Genomic DNA, 17,558 nt, shown 5'->3' with positions numbered 1-17,558 from the left:
GGGCACGGGGGCGGGTCCGGCCGACTCTTGCGGAGAGGGGCACGGGCGGAGTGGACGACGACGAGATGCGCCGCCGGTTCGACGGCGGCAGCCGCGTCGCCCTGACGTTCACCCGCCGCTACACGGCGGCCACGGGGCAGCGGGCCGAAGCGATCGGGCACGCGCTCGGCTACCGCCTGCTCGCCGTGGAGAACGGCGGCTGGTACAGCGTCCGGCTCGTCTTCGCCCGCGACGAGGCTCCGGACGCGCGCCGCCGCCGCGAACTGACCGTCGCCCGCCTCCGCGCCGACGGCCCGCTCCTCCCGCCCCTGGAGACCCCACCGCCGCCGCCCCCGCTCCCCCCGCCGCCGGCCGCCCCGCCGGCACGCGCCACCCGCCCGCGCACCGGCGGCCTGCCCCCGTCCCCTCCCCCGCCACCACCGGCGCGGCCGCCCCGCCCCCGGATCCCGCCGAGGCCGGCCGTGCCACCGCCGCCTCCGCCCGCGCCGCCCGCGCCGCCCGCGCCGCCGGGGCCGGGCTCCTGAGAGACGGCGGCGCTTCGACCGTGTTCCGGCGGGGCCACCGATCCCGCCGCTCCGCCCGCCGCCAGCGGGGCAGGAACTCCTGTCGCGGGGTGCCGAGGACGCGGGCCGCCTCCGGCCGACCCGGCTCGCGGCAGCGGGCCGCCGGCGGGATCCGGGAGAGGGTCCTCGCTCCCCGCTCGGCCGGGCGGACGGCACTCACCCCCGCGGTCCGTCGACGGTCCTCCGCTTCGGCCCCGGCGTGCCGGGAGGCCGGAGGGCAGCAGGAGGCCCGGCCGTGGTCTCACGGGGGCTCCGGTTGAGGAGGAGGAGTCCGGCGACGATGGCGAGTCCTCCCGCGACCGCCGTCGTCCGGGGGTGCTCACCGAGCCAGACGTAGGAGATGACCAGCGTGGCGACGGGAACGAGGTAGAGGGCCGCGGTGGCGGTGGTGACGCTGAGCCGGGCCATGGCGTACCCCCACGCGACGAAGCCCGCGGCCGAGGGCAGGAGGCCCAGGTAGACGGCGGCGGCGGTCGGCCCGGCCGGGGCGTCGAGAAGGGCCCGGACCGTACTGGGGGCGAGCGGGACGAGCAGGGCCGTTCCGGCCCAGGTGGCGTAGGCGGCGACCTCCAGACCCGTGTGGCGCAGGAGCAGGGGCTTGATCGTGAGGTGGTAGAGGGCCTGGCTGAGGGCCGCGCCGAGGACGGCCCAGGCCGCCCCGGTGTACCCGCTCTCCTTGCCGGACAGCGCGATGAGCGCCGCGCCGCCGAGCGCGATCAGCGACCCTCCGGCCTTGGCCCGGGTGAGCCGCTCCCCGGCGAAGCGCACGGCCAGCAGGGCGCTCATCGCGGGGACGGCGGCCACGATCAGGCCGGCGGTGCCGGCGGGCACACGGACCTCGCCCCAGTTCAGGAGGAGCTGGTAGGCGCTCATCCCGGCCGCGCCGGTCACGGCGATGCGCCAGAGGTCCGCACGGGCGGGGCGTCTCACTCCCAGCACCGGGGCGACGGCCGCCAGAGCGGCGGAAGCCACGGCGAGACGCAGGAGGGACAACTGCGCCGGGCCGAAACCCTCCAGGGACACACGGATCGCGGGGAATGCGGAGGCCCACAGCAGCACGGTGGCGGCCAGGGCGAGCAGGGTCTTGTCGAACTTCACCCGATCGACCCTGCCCGTTAGGATCGGTTAGGTCCATTTGCCTTTTCTTCCGTAAACATAAAGAGGATCTTCCTTGTTGGATGTTCGCCGTCTCCGTGTCCTGGCCGAGTTCGCCGCCCGGGGAACCGTCGCGGCGACCTCCCGGGCCCTCCACCTCACCGGCCCGGCCGTCTCCCAGCAGCTAGCCGCGCTGGAGCGGGAGGCGGGCCTGCAGCTCCTGGAGAAGCGAGGACGGACCCTCCACCTCACCGCCGCCGGACAGCGCCTCGTCGACCACGCCCACGTCGTCCTCGGTGACCTCGCCGCGGCGGAGTCGGACCTGGCGGTCCTCCGCGGAGGCGGTCACGGCACCGTCCGCATCGCGGCGTTCCCCTCCGCCGCCCGCATCCTCGTCCCCCGCCTGTGGCCGGAGCCCGGCACCGCACCGGACCCCCGGGACCCCGTCCTGCACCTCACCGAACACGAACCCCCCGCGGCCGAAGCCGCACTCCTGCAGCGCCAGGCCGACATCGCCCTCACCCACTCCTACAGCCTGCTCCCCCGCCCCCTGCCCCCCGGCTGCGAACAACGCACCCTCTTCGAGGAACCCGTCCACCTCGTCATGCACCCGGCCGTCGCCGCCGCCCACCACCTCGCCCCGGACGACCCGGCGGACCTCCGCGACTTCGCCCACGACCCGTGGCTGCTCCCCGACACCCGTACGGCCTGCCACGAGATGGCCCAGCGCGCGTGCGGCGCCGCCGGCTTCGCCCCCACGGCCACGGCCGTGGCCGGCGACTTCGCCGTGCTGTCCGCCCTGGCCGCCCGCGGCGCGGGCGTCGCCCTCATCCCGCGCATGGCCCTGCCGCCCCACGGCCCGGACCTCAGCGTCCACCCCCTGCGCGCCCCCGTGCACCGCGGCGTCCACGCCCTGTACCGCTCGGGAACCGCACGGCACCCCGCGATCCGGAACGTCCTCGACCGTCTCCCCACGACGAGCGGCTGAAACGACGCCCCGGGTCGCCGGCGGCGGAGCCGCGTCTCGCGGACGACGACCGTCAGGGGCGCAGGACGGGGAAGCCGGTGCGCGCCCAGAGGGCGCGGTCGGGGGCGGGGCGGTCCGTGGCCTGCTGGTCGCCGGGGGTCCAGACGTGGGCGGTCCGCTCGGTGGTGTCGGTGACCGGGGGCCAGCCGGGGTCGCCGGTCGCGGCGAAGTCGGACCAGGCGCGGACCATGCGGCGGGACAGTTCGCGGTCCTCGGCGCCGGGCGCGCCTCCGATGAGGAAGGAGAGGCGGGGGTCGTCGAGGGTGCCGAAGACGAAGGGGACGTCCGCGCAGTGCCAGGCCCGGACGGGCGCGCCGTCCGGGCCTCCGCGGCGGCGGTCGAACACGGAGCGGTGGGCCCGGCCGCCGCCGGCGGCGTGGGCCTCGGCGAGCCGGTGGGTGAACTCGCCGAAGAGCAGGTCGCCGAAGAGGGCGAGGTGGACCTCGGGGACGGAGGCGCCGGGCAGCGCGGAGCGGTAGCCCTCGACCAGGTCTCCGGAGAGCCCGAAGTCCGCGGCGAAGCGGTCGAGTTGCGCGTCGGTGGTGAGCTTCGCGCAGCTGCCGACGGCGTCGAGGAGCCAGTACTCCTCCGTGGTGTGGCAGACCAGCAGGTCGACGTCGCGGGCGGCTCCCGCGGCGAGGGCCGCGAGGGGGTCGGCGGGCAGGGTGGCGCCGCCGAGGACGGGGGCGAAGAGGGAGGGGTCGTAGTGGCGGGAGCCGGAGGAGGGATCGTTCCGGTACGCGTCGACCACCTGGTCCGAGGCCGCGACCAGGGCCTGCGGCGTCGCCGCGGCGAGGCCGGCGGGGGTGGCGTCGCAGCCGGCCGCGGCGGCGATCTCGCGGGTGGTCGCGGCGGCGATCTCCCGGGTGTGGAAGGGGCCGGCGGGGCTGTGGGCGATGGCGCGGCGGAACAGGCCGCGAGCCGCGTCCATCACCATCAGGCAGGCCACGGCGGTGGCGCCGGAGGAGTGGCCGGCGACGGTGACGGCCTCCGGGTCGCCGCCGAACGCCGCGGCGTTGTCGCGGATCCAGCGCAGGGCGGCGATCTGGTCGAGCAGTCCCCGGTTGTCGGGCGGGGCGGTGCCGTCGGCGCCCGGGGGCACGTGTCCGAAGCCCTCGAAGCCGAGCCGGTGGTTCAGCGTGACCACGACCAGCCCGGCCCGGGCCGGCACGGTGCCGTCGAAGTCGGGCTGGGCGGAGGAGCCGAAGGTGTAGGCGCCCCCGTGGATCCAGACCAGGACGGGCAGGCGGCCGGCGGCGGACACCGGGGTCCAGACGTTGAGGGTGAGGACGTCCTCGTCGCCGGGCGACCAGGAGGGGGCGCCGGGGAGTTGGGCCGACTGCGGGGCGACCGGCCCGAAGGCCGTACCGTCCCTGACCCCGCTCCACGGTGGGGCCGGGCGCGGCTCCCGGAACCGGTCGGCGCCGAACGGGGGCGCGGCGTACGGGATGCCGAGCACGGCGACGACGTCGTCCGCGGCGCGGAATCCGCGGACCGCGCCGCTCTTCGTCTCGAACACGTCGTCCATGGGACGGCCTCGTTTCAGGGGGGGGCGGGCGGGTTGCCGAAGATCAGCTTCGCGTTCCGGCGGCCGCCCGGTCCAACACCGGGGCGCCCTCGATCCACGCGCGCGCGTTGTCAATGGGGCCGTCCCGGCAAAGGCGCGCCCCGGCCCCGGGGGGAGGCGCCCGCGGGCCCGTGCGGGGCCGCTGCTAGGTTCGACGCCCATGCGATCACGTGACTTCGACCTCGACTTCCGCGACCGTGCCCTGCGGACGAGCCGCTGGGGCATGGGGCTGCTGGGTGTGGCCGCGCTCCTGTGGGCCTGGTGCGCCGTGCTGCTGCTCACGCCGTACGAGGTCGACCGGAAGCCCGACGACAAGTACCCCGCCCAGTGCGAGTCGCGCCTGTTCACCGAGCGCTCCACCGCCAACCAGGGCAGCGCCCGCGGCAGTTGGTGCCAGGGCGAGCGCGACTGGCCGGAGGCCCTGGCCGTGCTCGGGCTGTCCCTCCCCGTCTCGATCGCCGGCGTGGCCCTCTTCACGACCGGCCTGGTGAGCCGGCGGATGAGCGCGCACTCCCAGGCGATGCGCGAGCTGGAACGGCTCGCGGAGTCCGCCGACGCGTGACCTCCACGGGCCCCGAAGACGGGTGTGCGTAGTCGGGGTACAGGAAATCCCGGCGAGAACGAGCACGGTCCGGTCGGCGAGAGTGCGCTGCCCCCGTCCTCGTACGCGCGGCGACCCTTGCGCCGGGCCGGGCCGGGACCGCGGCGAGGCCCTGGGCGCCGCCGCGAACCCCTCGATCGCACGGGTTCACGGGACGCGCCGCCCACCTGTCGCCAAACGATCCTTCACCGACAGCCAGGCGCTCCGGCCGCCCCGCCCCCTCGAGGTCTACGCGGGGCCCGGGGGCAGGTGGACGGTCATGATCAGGTGGCAGGTCCCGGTGCCCGTGCCGCGGTAGGTGTGGGTGGTGTGGGCGTCGAAAGTGGCGGTCTGTCCGGCGGCGACGGGGTAGTCGACGCCGTCGACGACGAGGACCATCTCGCCGGCGGTGACGCTGACGGTCTCGGTCACGCCCGCCTGGTGGGGGTGGCTGGGGTACTCCTCGCCGGGCTCCAGGGTCCAGCGCCAGACCTCGGTGGCCGCCGGGCCGCCGGTGGTCAGCATCAGCCGGGCCTCGCTGCCGCGCTCGCCCTTCCACAGGGGCATGACGGCGTCGGCACTGACGACCCGCACGCGCTGGTCGGGGCTGCCCTCCAGGAGCGCGGAGACGGAGACGCCGAGGGTGTCGGCGAGGCGGACCAGGGTGGCGAAGTTGGGGTTGCCCTGGGCTTTCTCCAGTCCGACGAGGGCGCCCTTGCTGACCTTGGCGCGGCGGCCGAGCTCGTCCAGGGAGAGTCCCGCGCGGGTGCGGGCCGTGCGGACGTTGTGCGCGAGCGTCCGCAGTGCCGCCTCGGTCTCGGCCATCGGTTCGTCCCTCCAGCAGCAGGTCGGTTCGCTGCACCACGCGGTCGTTCGGTTGACGACCGGCGGTCGGTGCGTTGTACGGTGTGGTCGTTCTGTTGATAGTAAGGGATGTACGTACCGTGATCGCTCTCCTGCTGGCCCTGGGCAGCTCCCTAGCCTACGGGTGCGCCGACTTCCTCGGCGGCCTGGGCGCCCGCAAGGCCCACGTCCTGCGGACCGTGATGATCGCCGCACCGGCCTCGCTCACCGTCGAGCTGCTGCTGTGGCCCTTCCTCGGCGCCTCCTTCGCCCCGGCCACCCTCGCCTGGGGCGCGGCCTCCGGCGTGGCGTCGGCCGCCGCCTTCGCCCTGCTCTACAAGACCCTGGCGATCGGCCCGATGAACGTGCTGTCGCCGATCACCGCGCTGGTCTCGGCGATGCTGCCGGTCGGCGTCGGCCTGCTGCAGGGCGAGCACCTGGGCCCGGCCGGGCTGATCGGCCTGCCGCTGGCGCTGGCGGCGGTGGTGCTGGTCAGCGCCGGGCACGGCGCGAAGTCGGCGCGGCCGTCGCGCACCGCGCTGCTGCTGGCCTTCGGCGCCGGCGCCGCGATCGCCCTGCAGCTGGTCTTCCTGCACCAGGCGCCCTCCGACAGCGGCGTCGGTCCGCTGATCGTCGGCCGCGCCGTGTCCTCCGCCGTCATCCTGGCCGCGGCCGGCGTGATGTTCCGGCGCCTGGGCCCGGAGAAGCCCGCGTACGCGATCTCGGCGACGGCCGGCGTGCTGGACTCGGTGGCCAACCTGCTGTTCCTGCTCGCCGCCCGCAGCGGCGACCTCGCCGTCGTCGCCGTGATCACCGCCCTGTACCCGGCCGGCACCGTCCTGCTCGCCCGCAGCGTCCTGGCCGAGCGCATCCACCGGGGCCAGCTGATCGGCCTGGGCACCGCCGCCGTCGCCGTCAGTCTCCTCGCCCTCACCTGACCGCACACCACCCCCGGAACGGACCCTCCGATGACCACTGTCTTCCGCCTCGCCCCCGGCGTCGCCGGTGCCTTCCCCGACACCCTCGTCGCCGTCGTCACCGCCACCGGCCTGCGCGGCCGCGAGCCGTGGCCTGCCACGACCGCCGCGCTGGAGGAACTGGAGGCCCGGCTCGCCGACGGCTCCTGGTCCCCGGCCGACGAGAACGACCCGCGCATCGAGGCGTGGCATGCCGTCTACCGCGCCTTCGGCACCAACCCCCGCCGCATCCGGCCCAGCGTCGACGCCCTGGGCCGCCGCCTGGCGAAGAAGGGCTCCCTGCCCCGGATCAATCCGGCCGTCGACTCCTACAACGCCGTCTCCGTCCGCCACGGTCTGCCCGCCGGCGCCTTCGACCTCGACCGGGTCACCGGCGACGTCGAGATCCGCCACGCCGACGGCAGCGAGAGCTTCACCCCACTCGGCGAGCCCGGCACCACCGAGACGCCCAAGCCCGGCGAGGTCATCTACACCGACACCACCGACGTGCTCACCCGGCACTGGAACCACCGCGACGCCCACCGCACCCGCGTCACCGAGGACTCCACCCGCGTCGCCTTCGTCCTGGAGACCGTCGCCGCCACCCGCGACGGGCAGCTGCTCAAGACCGCGGCCGGCGACCTGCGGGCCCTCCTGCAGCCGCACTGCGAGAGCAGCACCGTGCACCACCTCAGCCCGGCCCACCCCGACGCCACCGCCTGACCGCCCCGGCCCGTCCGCTCAGCACGGCGGCGGGGCCACAGCCCGCCGCCGAAGGTCCGCCCCCCCGCTCCCTCTTGGAGGCCCGTCCTGTTCACCGGCCTGAGCGCCTTCCCGCTCACTCCCGTCCCCGGCAACGGCAACGTCGACGAGAAGGCGTACGCCGCGCTGGTCCAGCGGCTCGCCGCCGCCGGCGTCGACTCCATCGGCGCGCTGGGCTCCACCGGCTCCTACGCCTACCTGTCCCTCGAGGAACGCGCCCGCGTCGCCCGCCTCGCGGTCGAGCACGCCGACGGCGTGCCGGTCATCGTCGGCATCGGGGCCCTGCGCACCCGCCAGGTCCTCCGGGCCGCCGAGGACGCGCAGAACGCCGGGGCCTCCGCCGTCCTGCTGGCGCCGGTGTCCTACCAGCCGCTGACCGAGGAGGATGTCTTCGGACTGTTCGAGGAGGTCACCGCGAACCTGTCGGTCCCGCTGGTGATCTACGACAACCCCGGCACCACGCACTTCACCTTCACCGACGAGCTCTACACCCGCCTGGCCCGGCTGCCGCAGGTCGCCTCCGTCAAGATCCCCGCCCTTCCCGCCGATCCCGAACAGGCCCGGGCTCGCGTCGAGCACCTGCGCCGGCTCCTGCCCGAGACGGTGACCATCGGTATCAGCGGAGACGCCGCCGCGGCCCGGGGGCTGAACGCGGGATGCGACGCGTGGTACTCGGTGATCGGCGGCACCTTCCCCCGGCCGGCTCTCGCCCTCACCCGCGCGGCCCAGGCCGGCCGGCACGAGCAGGCCGAGCAGGAGTCGCAGCGGCTCCAGCCCCTGTGGGACCTGTTCGTCCAGCACGGAGGCTCCCTGCGCGTCGTCGCCGCGGCCGCGGCCCACCTGGGCCTGACCGCCCACCGCAACCTCCCGCTGCCGCTGCGCGGCCTGGACGCCAAGGAACGCGCCCACCTCGCCACGGTGATCGAGCAGCTCCGGCTCCACACCTGACACCCCGCCGCCGCCCTCCGCGCCCCGGGAGGGCGACGGCGCTCCGGACTTCCTTCCGCCCCACTCCCCCGCTGGAGAACGCGCGGCCATGCGCCCCCGCACCGACCAGCACGGGGCGGGCCGTAGCCGGCGCCGGCACCCTCTCGACGGTCTTTCCTCGAACCCCAGCGAGGCCGCAGAACGGTCTGCCGGCCGGCCGAGATCGATCTCACGGGATCCCCTGTGCCCCGACTGCTCACACCCGGAGGAGACGGACGTCACCGTGCGCGCTTCCGGCCGACCAGCTGGAGGAGACGGGCGGTGTGCATGTACGGGTGGCGCGCGGTGAGGGCGAGTTCGAGGCGTTCGAGGTCGGCGTAGAACGCGGGCTCGTGCTTGCGGGCGTCGTCGGTGATGTGGTCGCAGACGTTGCGGATGCCGTAGTGGCGCACGTCCTCGCAGCCCAGGTCGGTCAGGTGACGGGTGAGTTCCTCGGCCGTGTGCAGGGCGAGCGACGAGCCGAACATCCGCGTTCCCGCCCGGTCGGAGTCGAGCGCGGCCGTCGCCGCGGGCAGGTCGAGCTCGCGCACGGCGAGGGTCAGCGGCTGGGAGTGGCGGTTGATCGCCATCAGCGAGTAGAGGCCGCCGGGCCGGAGCGGGGCGAGGGAGGCGGCGAGGGTGCGCCGGGCGTCGTCCGTGTACGCGAGGAGGTTGTGGCACAGCACGACGTCGAAGGCGCCGTCGGCGAGGTCGTCGGGGAGCCGGTGCACATCGCCCTCGACGCAGGCGACGCGGTCCGCCAGTCCGCACGCTGCGGCCCGTTCGGCCGCCGCGGCGAGCATCGCGGGGGCGTGGTCGACGATCGTCACGTGGTGCCCGCGCGCCGCGAGGCGTACGGCGTCCCCGCCGTCGCCGCCCGCCAGGTCGAGGACGCTCAGCGGGCCGTCGCCGAGCGCCTCGGCGTGCCGGACGAGGTTCGCCTCGGCCGTCGCGTAGCGCAGGCGCCCCCAGGGGGCCTCCTGCCACTCCCGCCACACGGCCAGGGCGCTGTCGAACGTCCCGGGAGCCGGGGAGACTTCATGGTCTTCGGACATCCGCCGACCCTAGCGCCCGCCGCCGCGAGACCACCGGGGGCGGCGGGGAGCGGGCCTGGGCGGCCGAAAGTGGGCGGGTCGGCCCGGGGGCGGTCAGGGGGGCGGTCAGGGGGCCCGGGAGGCGGCCCCGGGGGGCGGTCCGGGGGGTGGGGCAGCCGAGGGCGGGTCGGGGCGGCCGCCGGATCGAGGCGGCCGCAGTGCCCGGGAGGAGACGGCACCCAGGGGGACAGCGTCCCGGCAGGCCCCGGATCTGGCTGGGCGCGGGATCTGGCCCGGCGCCGGATCTGGCCGAGGCCCGGGTCGGATAGGGCAGAGAATCGGGTCGGACAGGGCAGAGAATCGGGCCGGAGCCCCGGGGCGGATCGGGCCGGGGGCTGGGGCCGGGCCCTCCGGCGGGTGTAGGACCAGCGTCCGATGGGCGGGCGGGCGCCCGCTCCCTACGCTCGGTGACGCCCGCCGGTTCGCCCAGGACCGCGCCCGACGAGGAGGTCCTCCCGTGCCCGCCGACGCCACGGCCCACATCCGCATCGCCCGCCCCTCGCGTGACCTCGGAGCGGCGGAACGCTTCTGGGTGTCGGGGCTCGGCCTCGACGTCCAGTACCGGCACGGGGCCGACGGCACGCGGGGCCTGCACTCCCTGCTCATGGTCGGGTGGCGCGGGGCCTCCTGGCACCTCGAACTCGTCCACGACCCGGCCGCCCCGACGGAGCCCAGGCCGACCGCCGAGGACCTGCTCGTGGTCTACCTCGGCGAGGAGGTCCCGGACGCGCTCGTCCGCCGGCTCGAAGAGCACGGCGGCAAGCGCGTGCCCGCGCACAACCCGTACTGGGACACGTGGGGCGTGACGCTCCGGGACCCGGACGGCTACCTGCTCGTACTCTCGACCCGGGACTGGTCCATCGCCTGAGCCCGCGACGGCCCCGCCGCCCGGTCCGCCCCGGCCGACGCCGGGCGTCCCGCGCGGGCCCTCGCTCCTCCGCCCCCTCCCGGCGAGGGGAAAGCGGGCGGCCGGTTCCGTACGCTGGCGGCATGCGCATGCGGCCGACTTTGAGCTGGACACCGACCGGGGACCTCCCGCCGGCGACGACGGACCTGGAGCCGGTGGCCGACGTGGTACGGGCCGGCGGCGTGCTGGTGCTCAGCGGGGCCGGGATCTCCACGGAGTCGGGGATCCCGGACTACCGGGGCGAGGGCGGCAGCCTGACCCGGCACACGCCGATGACCTACCAGGACTTCACCGGCGGCGAGCGCGCGCGGCGGCGGTACTGGGCGCGCAGCCACCTCGGGTGGCGGACCTTCGGGCGGGCGCGGCCCAACGACGGGCACCGGGCCGTGGCCGCCTTCGGGCGGGCCGGGCTGCTGACCGGGGTCGTCACGCAGAACGTCGACGGACTGCACCAGGCCGCCGGGAGCGAGGGGGTCGTGGAGCTGCACGGCGGCCTCGACCGGGTCGTGTGCCTGGGGTGCGGGGACGTGAGCGCGCGGCGGGAGCTCGCGCGGCGCCTGGAGGAGGCCAATCCCGGGTTCGACCCGGTGCCCGCCGCGGTCAATCCCGACGGGGACGCCGACCTCACGGACGAGCAGGTGGCCGGTTTCCACGTGGTGCCGTGCGTGGTGTGCGGCGGGGTGCTCAAGCCCGACGTGGTGTTCTTCGGCGAGACCGTGCCCGCCGAGCGGGTGGAGCGCTGCCGGGAGCTGGTGCGGGGCGCCGCGTCGGTGCTGGTCCTGGGCTCGTCGCTGACGGTGATGTCGGGGTTGCGGTTCGTCCGGCAGGCGGCGCAAGCCGGCACGCCCGTGGTGATCGTCAACCGGGACCCGACGCGGGGCGACACGCTCGCCGCCGCCCGGGTGGCCCTGCCCCTCGGAAAGGCGCTGACCACGGTCGCCGAACGGCTGGGCCTCTCCGTGGAGTGAGCACCGGGCCCCGGGGACGTCCGGCCGGTCATGCGACCGCTCCGGGACCGGGCCGTCGTCGTGGGCACGGGGCGGGGCGGTCCGAGCGACGCCGAGGGGGAACGGCCTCGGCCGCTCCCGCCGGCGAGAGTCCGTGGCCTCACGGACGGCGATCGTCCCGGCTAGGCGGGCGGAGGACGGGATCGATTCCCGCCAGGCTCGCACGCAGGCGGCGGGCGCCCCGGGCGACACGGTCGTCGGCGTCGTCCGACATCTCCTCGCAGAGCCGGAGCGCCTCGTCCAGGTCCTCCGCGAAGATGCCGAAGGCATTGACGACCGCGGTGTGGATCCAATCGGCGTGGTTGTCGTCGGCGACCGCCAGGGCGGACGCGACGATCGCCAGGCCGGCCCTGTCCTTCCGTCGCAGCAGACCCTCCGCGGTCCGCAGGGTGACGTAGGTGTCGCCCGGATCGAGCACGAGCTCCAGGAGGGGCCCCACCGCCTCCTGCGTCTCGGCGAACCCCGCCAGGCTGTGGCCGGCGTCCGCCCGGTCGTGCCAGTCGTCGCTCCGCCCGAGTGCGGCGAGCGACACGACGGCCGCACGCCGCAGGTCACCGTCCACGGATCCGCCCGCCCCCTCCCACGATCCCGGTCGAAGGACCACCGTGCCGCTCTCCCCGTGACGGTGTCGGGTCCGCGAACGAGGCCGGCCACGCGACGTCGTCGATGGCGAGCCACGGCGCGGCGGCCACGGCGGTGGAGGTCGCCCCGGTGAAGGCTTTGACCTCGCGGTGGAGGTGGGCCTGGTCGGCGTAGCCGCCGGCGGCCGCCACCCGGGCGGCGGCCTCACCCGCCGCGAGGAGGTGGGCGGCGTGGTCGAAGCGCACCAGCCGGGCGGCCTGCTTGGGGGTGAGGCCGATCTGGGACCGGAAGCGGGACCACAGGCGCTTACGGCTCCATCCCAGCTCGTTCGCCAGCTCGTCGACCCGCACCCGTCCCCGGCCGGTGCGCATCAGCCGCCAGGCGGCGGCAACCTCCGGATCGAGCGGCGGGCGGGCGCTCATCCGCCGGCCGAGGGCGTCCGCCGCGATCGTGAACCTCTCGTCCCACGACGCGGCGGCGCGCAGCCTCTCCTCGGTTCTCCCGGCGTCGCGGCCCCAGACGTCCTCCCAGGAGACCACCGTCCCGCTGAGGTCGGCCGACGCTCCGAACACCGCGGCCGCCCAGACGGGCGACAGGCGGATCTGGAGGCACGCGATCCTTCCTGCCGCCCGGCCCCCGAGCCGAAGGGCGCCCGGCACCAGCCCGGCGACCGTGCTGCCGCACGCGCGCCGGCCGTGGGCGTCGCGGACGAGACCGTCTCCGTCGCTCAGGTCCACGAACAGCGTCACCGAGGGGTGCGGGACCATGGCGATGTCCACGTCCACCGCGGCGCACTGGCGGAACCCGGCCATGCTGACGCCGGGCAGCAGACCCGGCCTGCGGGGCACGGCGACCTCCACCGACGCCCAGTCGGGTGGTGATCCGGTGGGCTTCACGGCACCAGACTAGGCGATGGGCGTCAGCGGCCCGTCTCCGCGAAGCGCAGCAGCAACTCGCCGGTCGCCTCCGGCGCTTCGAGCATGGGGAAGTGCCCGACGCCGGACAGCTGCTCGACCCGCGCGTTCGGCACCGTGTCGTAGTGGTGCGCCGAGGCCGGATCCCAGCGGGGGTCGGCGGCGCCGAAGACCACCAGGACCGGGACGTCGAGCGCGGCCAGGCGCGCGGGCACGCTCCGCTCGGCGATGTACGCGCCGTTCCGGCGCAGCACCGTCCTGAACGTGCGGTACCCGATGTCCCGTACGTCGGCGACCAGGTCGTCCGGGACGTCCACCGGAAGGTTGCACACCGCGGTCACCCCCCGGCGGAGCATCGCGTCGGAACGGACCCTCCAGAGGAGCGGGCCGAGCGGCGGGGCGATCAGGGCCCGGAGGAGGGCGGGCTGCGGAAGGAGCGCGTCGGGGCTCGGACCGCTGCTGATCAGGGCGAGCGAACCCACCAGGTCCGGGCGCTGTTCGGCGAGGGCGGTGGCGATGTACCCGCCGCTGGAGTGCCCGGCCACGGTGACCGGGCGAAGGCCGAGCTCGTCGAGCGCCGCGGCCAGCCTGGCCGCCTGCCCGGGCACGTCGTACGACGTCGCGGGCGGGGACTGGCCGTGGCCCGGGAGGTCGATCCGGATGACGTGGTGCCGGCCGGCCAGTGCGGGGACCACCGGGCTCCAGGAGCTGCCCGCGGCCCCCGATCCGTGGATGAGGACGAGCGGCGGCGCGTCCCGCGGGCCGTCGTGGACCACGCGCATCCCGTGCGTCTCGTGTACCCCGTGTACGTGCTTGCCGTCGTGGAGAGCCATACCCGGGAGGATGCCGGGGCGGGCGGCCTCCGGTCTTGTACGAATGTCGTCGCGGGGCCGGACATCGCCGGAACCGCCGTCTCCACGGCGGGCGGTCGCGGAAGGGGGAGCCGTCAGGTGAGGGCCTGGAAGGCGTAGAGGGCGCCGACGGCGGTGGCGAGCGTGGCCAGGAGGAGCCGGAGGGCGCGTTCGGGCAGGCGGGGCTGGAGGCGGGCGCCGAGGTAGCCGCCGACGAGGCCGCCCAGCCCGCAGGCCAGGCCGAGCCACCAGTCGGGGGCGATGTCACCCGAGCCGGCCAGGGAGAGGACGGCGTACGCGGCGGCGCCGACGACCGAGGTCACGAAGGTCGTCGCGAGCGCCGCCGGGGCCACGCGGGACACGGGCAGCCCCCGGGCGACGAGGGCCGGGCCGATGAGCGAGCCGCCGCCGATGCCGTAGATCCCGCCCACCACGCCGACGGCCAGGGCGAGGGCGGTCAGTGCGCCGGGGGACGGTTCCCGGGGCGCGCCGGTCCGGTGGCGGGCCGGGCGGAGGGTGCGGACGAAGAGCCACGCGCCCAGCGGCAGGAGGAGCGCGGCGATGAGGAGCCGGAAGACGGCCGGGCCCGGGAGGACGTACACGCGGACCACCGCGCCGGCGACGACCCCCGGCAGGGTGCCGGCGACGAGGCGCCGGGCCAGCGGGCCGCGCAGGGCGCCGTCCCGGCGGTAGCGCCAGAGGGCGCCGGGGCCGGCCACCACGTTGAAGAGCAGGTTCGTCGGGGTGACCGCCGGGTTCGGCACGCCGAAGACGCTGAGGTGGACCGGCAGCAGGAAGACGGCGCCGGAGACCCCCACGGGGGCGGTCACCACCGAGATCAGGAGGCCGGCCGCGAGGCCCGCCCACACCGTCCACTCCACGTTCCCCGTCCCCTCCTCGTCCCTGCTGGTGGCTCGCCCTCCCGGCTACTCGCCGCTCCCCACTGCTCGCTGCTCGCTGCTCGCTGCTCGCTACCCGTCGTTCCCCGCTGCTCGTCACTGCAGGCGGCCCATCCTTCCCGACGGCCCGCCTTCCCGGTGGCTCGCCGCCTCCGGTGGCTCGCCGCCGCCGGTGGCCCGTCCCTCTCAGCGGGGTGCCCGGATACCCCAGGCCGCCGCGCGTGCGGCGGCCGCGGCGCGGTTGGGGAGGTCGAGCTTGGCGAGGATGTGCTCGATGTGGGTGCCGACGGTCCGCGGGGTGATGTACAGCCGTTCCGCGATCTGCCGGTTGGTGCGCCCGGCGGTCAGTTCGGCCAGCACCTCCAGCTCCCGGGGCGAGAGCCCGCCGGGCCGGCCCGGGGCGGGCTCCGGGGGCGCCCCGCCGGGCGCCGGGTCCTCGCAGGAGGCCACGGCGGCGGCGAGGGCCTCGGTGAGCAGGGTGACCACGGCGCGGGCCGGGTCGGGGGTGCGGCGCGGCCGGCGGATGCTGACGTTCAGCATGCCGACGTACCGCCCGTCGGCGGCGAACAGGCACTGGGCCACGCCGTCCTCGATGCCGAGCGGGGCGAGCACGTCCCGGAAGCCCGGGGAGGCGGCCAGGAGCGGCGGGGGGACGTCCCCGAGCCACAGGCCGCCCCGGTCCGGGCTGCGCAGCACGGGGAAGACCGGGTCGTGGTGGAGGCGGCCCTCGATGTACGCCGTGGCCTCCTGCGGGTAGCTCCCGGCCAGGGTGGTGTGGCGGCGGCGCTCGGGGTCCCAGCGGGCCAGGGAGGCGTGGTCGTGCTCGACCACCTCCGCCAGCGCCGTCAGGACCGTGCCGACACCGGTCGCGCCCGCGGTGGCGCTCCTGGCGGCTTCGCGGACGTGGACGGCGGCGTCCAGGAGGTCCGCTGTGCTGTGCCGTGCTGCCATCCCCCCAGGATGATCATCTGTCCGGGATACGTCAATCGCGCGGTTCGCCGGGCAGGGCGTCGTACACGACCCGTCCGTCCAGGACGGTGAGGACGACGGGCATGCCGGGGATGGCGCGGGGGTCGGCGCCGAGCAGGTCGCCGTCGACCACGCAGAGGTCGGCGGCCTTGCCGGTCTCCAGGGAGCCCTTCCAGTCGTCGGCGAAGTCCTGCCAGGCCGCGTCGATCGTGTACGTGCGGATCGCCTCGGCCAGCGCGATGCGCTGCTCCGGCCCGCTGACCCGGCCGGCGGCCTTGGACTCGCGCAGCACCATGGTGGCGACGCCCTGCCGCCAGTCGGGGTGGGTGACGGGGGCGTCGGAACCGCTGGCGACCCGCACCCCGGCGTCGAGGGCGTCGCGGTACGGCCAGGCGTAGGCGGCCCGGCCGGCGCCGACGAACTCCTCCTCCATGTCGGCGACGGTCCACTTGATGGTGGGGTTCATGTTGACGCCGTAGTCGTGCGCGGCGAGGACCTTCATGGCGTGCGGGGTGAGGAAGTCGCCGTGGATGACGTAGTGGCGGGCGTCGTCGCGCGGGTGCGCGGCGGCGGCCTCGGCGAAGGCGTCCGCGACGGTGTCGATGGCCCGGTCGCCGGTGGCGTGGACGCCGAGCTGGTGCCCGGCGGCGTGGGCGTGGCGGACCATGGCCCGGATCTCGTCGACCCGCTCGTCGTCGAGGTCGCCGCCGACGCAGAGGGAGCCGCAGCCGCCGCCGACGTACGGCTCGTGCATCCAGGCCGTCTTGTTGGGGACGATGCCGTCGGCGAAGACCTTCACGCCGTGGATCGTCAGGCGGCGCGGGTCCCGCTCCTCGGGGAGGTCGAGGGCGTCGAGGTTGCGGGCGAACTCCTCGGCGGTGCTCGTCATGCCGGTGGGGAGGACCAGGACGCCGACGCGGGCGGTCAGCTCGCCGTCCGCGAGCAGCTCGCGGTAGACCTCCAGGGTCTCGGTGCCGAGCGCGCCGCGCATGATGCCGTCGCCGCCGGGGCCGAGCCCGGGCTCGGTGTAGCTGGTCACGCCGAGGGCGGCGAGCGTGGCGAGGGTAGAACGGATCGCGTCGGTCCGCTCCTGCCTGCTGAGCGGGGGCAGCGCGTTCTGCACGAGGGCCTGCGCCCCCTCGTGGAGCAGCCCGGTCGGCTCCCCCGCCCCGTCGGTGACGATCGCGCCACCGGGCGGGGCGACGGTGTCCCGGTCGACGCCGATCAGCTCCAGGGCCTTGGAGTTGACCCAGGTGGCGTGCCCGGAGAAGGAGTACAGGACGACGGGGTGGTCAGGGCTCACCGCGTCCAGATCGGCCCGGGAGGGCTGCCGCGACGGATCGGCCGCGCACTCCGCGAGGAAGCCGGTGTCCCACCCGTGCCCCGTGACCCACTGCCCCGCGGGGGTCCGCCCGACCGCCTCCCGCACCGCCTCCGCCACGTCCGCGAGGGACGAGACGGCCGGATGCCCGACCTCCACCGACAAGGGCGGGGACGCCATCCCGAAAGCACAACCGTGCAGATGGGAGTCGTTGATGCCGGGAAGCAGCGTCGCCCCCTCCAGGTCCACGACACGGGTGGAGGGTCCGACGAGCGGCGCCACGTCCTCCCGCGTGCCCACGGCGCTGATGACCGACCCGGTCACCGCCAGCGCCTCCGCCACGGAGAACTCCGCGTCGACCGTGACCACCCGGCCGCCGACGAACACCAGATCCGCATACGTATCCACACAGGGTCCTTTCGAAGAACGGGCGCGCCACAACCGCCCGCGAACGATCTCCGAGAACTGTCGCCGAACCCGCCCCCGCCCCACATCGGTCATCCCACCGATACGAGCCGCGCGGATCGGACCGCCCCCTGGCGCCCGTCCGGACGGGAAGGGGGCGGGAGGGCGCGAGGGTCTGGCGGTGAGCGTCGCCGAGGGCCGCGGTGCCGGGCGCGGACCGGCACCGGCGAGATCGGCGAGGCGGATGCGG

General features: G+C 75.8%; 18 protein-coding genes. 8 read left to right on the top strand and 10 right to left on the bottom strand.

All coding sequences use genetic code 11. From position 1 onward, the window contains the following. Positions 1-50: 50 nt before the first annotated feature. Positions 51-524 (top strand): hypothetical protein, encoded by a 474-nt coding sequence (locus ACFW6A_RS12280; protein WP_386640286.1) that lies wholly within the window; start codon positions 51-53, stop codon positions 522-524. A 195-nt stretch (positions 525-719) separates the two neighbouring features. On the opposite strand, the gene ACFW6A_RS12275 is transcribed toward ACFW6A_RS12280, so the two are convergent. Then, positions 720-1,661: a DMT family transporter gene (locus ACFW6A_RS12275; protein ID WP_351842565.1), complete on the bottom strand. Its 942-nt coding sequence runs from the start codon at positions 1,659-1,661 to the stop codon at positions 720-722. Between the two features lie 76 nt (positions 1,662-1,737). On the opposite strand from ACFW6A_RS12275, the gene ACFW6A_RS12270 reads away from it, so the two are divergent. Then, positions 1,738-2,646 (top strand): LysR family transcriptional regulator, encoded by a 909-nt coding sequence (locus ACFW6A_RS12270; protein WP_386485669.1) that lies wholly within the window; start codon positions 1,738-1,740, stop codon positions 2,644-2,646. A gap of 52 nt (positions 2,647-2,698) precedes the next feature. Here ACFW6A_RS12270 and ACFW6A_RS12265 read toward each other — a convergent pair whose 3' ends face one another. Beyond that, positions 2,699-4,213 (bottom strand): carboxylesterase/lipase family protein, encoded by a 1,515-nt coding sequence (locus ACFW6A_RS12265; RefSeq protein ID WP_386640283.1) that lies wholly within the window; start codon positions 4,211-4,213, stop codon positions 2,699-2,701. A gap of 199 nt (positions 4,214-4,412) precedes the next feature. On the opposite strand from ACFW6A_RS12265, the gene ACFW6A_RS12260 reads away from it, so the two are divergent. Then, positions 4,413-4,814, top strand: coding sequence for a hypothetical protein (locus tag ACFW6A_RS12260; protein ID WP_351842571.1), 402 nt, complete (start codon positions 4,413-4,415; stop codon positions 4,812-4,814). Positions 4,815-5,081: 267 nt separating this feature from the next. On the opposite strand, the gene ACFW6A_RS12255 is transcribed toward ACFW6A_RS12260, so the two are convergent. Continuing rightward, positions 5,082-5,657, bottom strand: coding sequence for a helix-turn-helix domain-containing protein (locus ACFW6A_RS12255; protein ID WP_386640279.1), 576 nt, complete (start codon positions 5,655-5,657; stop codon positions 5,082-5,084). A gap of 119 nt (positions 5,658-5,776) precedes the next feature. On the opposite strand from ACFW6A_RS12255, the gene ACFW6A_RS12250 reads away from it, so the two are divergent. The 3 genes from ACFW6A_RS12250 (at position 5,777) to ACFW6A_RS12240 (ending at position 8,341) form a co-directional block, all read left to right on the top strand. Next, complete coding sequence (locus ACFW6A_RS12250) at positions 5,777-6,613, top strand: EamA family transporter (RefSeq protein ID WP_386640276.1); 837 nt, start codon at positions 5,777-5,779, stop codon at positions 6,611-6,613. Between the two features lie 30 nt (positions 6,614-6,643). Continuing rightward, on the top strand, positions 6,644-7,354 hold the full coding sequence (locus ACFW6A_RS12245; RefSeq protein WP_386640273.1) for a B3/4 domain-containing protein: 711 nt from the start codon (positions 6,644-6,646) through the stop codon (positions 7,352-7,354). Between the two features lie 87 nt (positions 7,355-7,441). After that, on the top strand, positions 7,442-8,341 hold the full coding sequence (locus ACFW6A_RS12240; RefSeq protein WP_386640374.1) for a dihydrodipicolinate synthase family protein: 900 nt from the start codon (positions 7,442-7,444) through the stop codon (positions 8,339-8,341). Positions 8,342-8,598: 257 nt separating this feature from the next. Here ACFW6A_RS12240 and ACFW6A_RS12235 read toward each other — a convergent pair whose 3' ends face one another. After that, entirely contained in the window at positions 8,599-9,414 is an 816-nt protein-coding gene (locus ACFW6A_RS12235; RefSeq protein ID WP_386484343.1) for a class I SAM-dependent methyltransferase, read from the bottom strand. 496 nt (positions 9,415-9,910) lie between these two features. On the opposite strand from ACFW6A_RS12235, the gene ACFW6A_RS12230 reads away from it, so the two are divergent. Both ACFW6A_RS12230 and ACFW6A_RS12225 read left to right on the top strand, forming a co-directional pair. Next, entirely contained in the window at positions 9,911-10,321 is a 411-nt protein-coding gene (locus ACFW6A_RS12230) for a VOC family protein (protein ID WP_386640269.1), read from the top strand. Positions 10,322-10,443: 122 nt separating this feature from the next. Beyond that, the gene (locus ACFW6A_RS12225) at positions 10,444-11,328 is read left to right on the top strand and encodes an NAD-dependent protein deacetylase (RefSeq protein WP_351842583.1); all 885 of its coding nucleotides are present in this window, start codon (positions 10,444-10,446) and stop codon (positions 11,326-11,328) included. A gap of 139 nt (positions 11,329-11,467) precedes the next feature. Here ACFW6A_RS12225 and ACFW6A_RS12220 read toward each other — a convergent pair whose 3' ends face one another. The 6 genes from ACFW6A_RS12220 to ACFW6A_RS12195 form a co-directional block, all read right to left on the bottom strand. Beyond that, a complete protein-coding gene (locus ACFW6A_RS12220; protein WP_386640265.1) occupies positions 11,468-11,929 on the bottom strand; it encodes a hypothetical protein in 462 nt (153 codons plus the stop codon). Next, positions 11,919-12,761, bottom strand: coding sequence for a helix-turn-helix domain-containing protein (locus ACFW6A_RS12215; protein WP_386640371.1), 843 nt, complete (start codon positions 12,759-12,761; stop codon positions 11,919-11,921). The genes ACFW6A_RS12220 and ACFW6A_RS12215 overlap by 11 nt, the downstream gene beginning before the upstream one ends. Before the next feature lie 107 nt (positions 12,762-12,868). Next, positions 12,869-13,696 (bottom strand): alpha/beta fold hydrolase, encoded by an 828-nt coding sequence (locus ACFW6A_RS12210; RefSeq protein ID WP_386640262.1) that lies wholly within the window; start codon positions 13,694-13,696, stop codon positions 12,869-12,871. A gap of 113 nt (positions 13,697-13,809) precedes the next feature. Next, entirely contained in the window at positions 13,810-14,595 is a 786-nt protein-coding gene (locus tag ACFW6A_RS12205) for a sulfite exporter TauE/SafE family protein (RefSeq protein WP_351842591.1), read from the bottom strand. A 204-nt stretch (positions 14,596-14,799) separates the two neighbouring features. After that, positions 14,800-15,564 carry a LuxR C-terminal-related transcriptional regulator gene (locus tag ACFW6A_RS12200; RefSeq protein WP_351842593.1) on the bottom strand — a complete coding sequence of 255 codons (765 nt, stop codon included), beginning with the start codon at positions 15,562-15,564 and terminating at the stop codon, positions 14,800-14,802. A gap of 31 nt (positions 15,565-15,595) precedes the next feature. Continuing rightward, the gene (locus ACFW6A_RS12195) at positions 15,596-17,311 is read right to left on the bottom strand and encodes an amidohydrolase (protein ID WP_351842595.1); all 1,716 of its coding nucleotides are present in this window, start codon (positions 17,309-17,311) and stop codon (positions 15,596-15,598) included. Between the last annotated feature and the right edge of the window lie 247 nt (positions 17,312-17,558).

It is taken from the genome of Streptomyces sp. NPDC058758 (assembly GCF_042746075.1).
GTDB lineage: Bacteria > Actinomycetota > Actinomycetes > Streptomycetales > Streptomycetaceae > Streptomyces.
The sequence above is the reverse complement of the archived record's forward strand: the minus strand, read 5'-3'. Positions and strand labels throughout refer to the sequence as shown.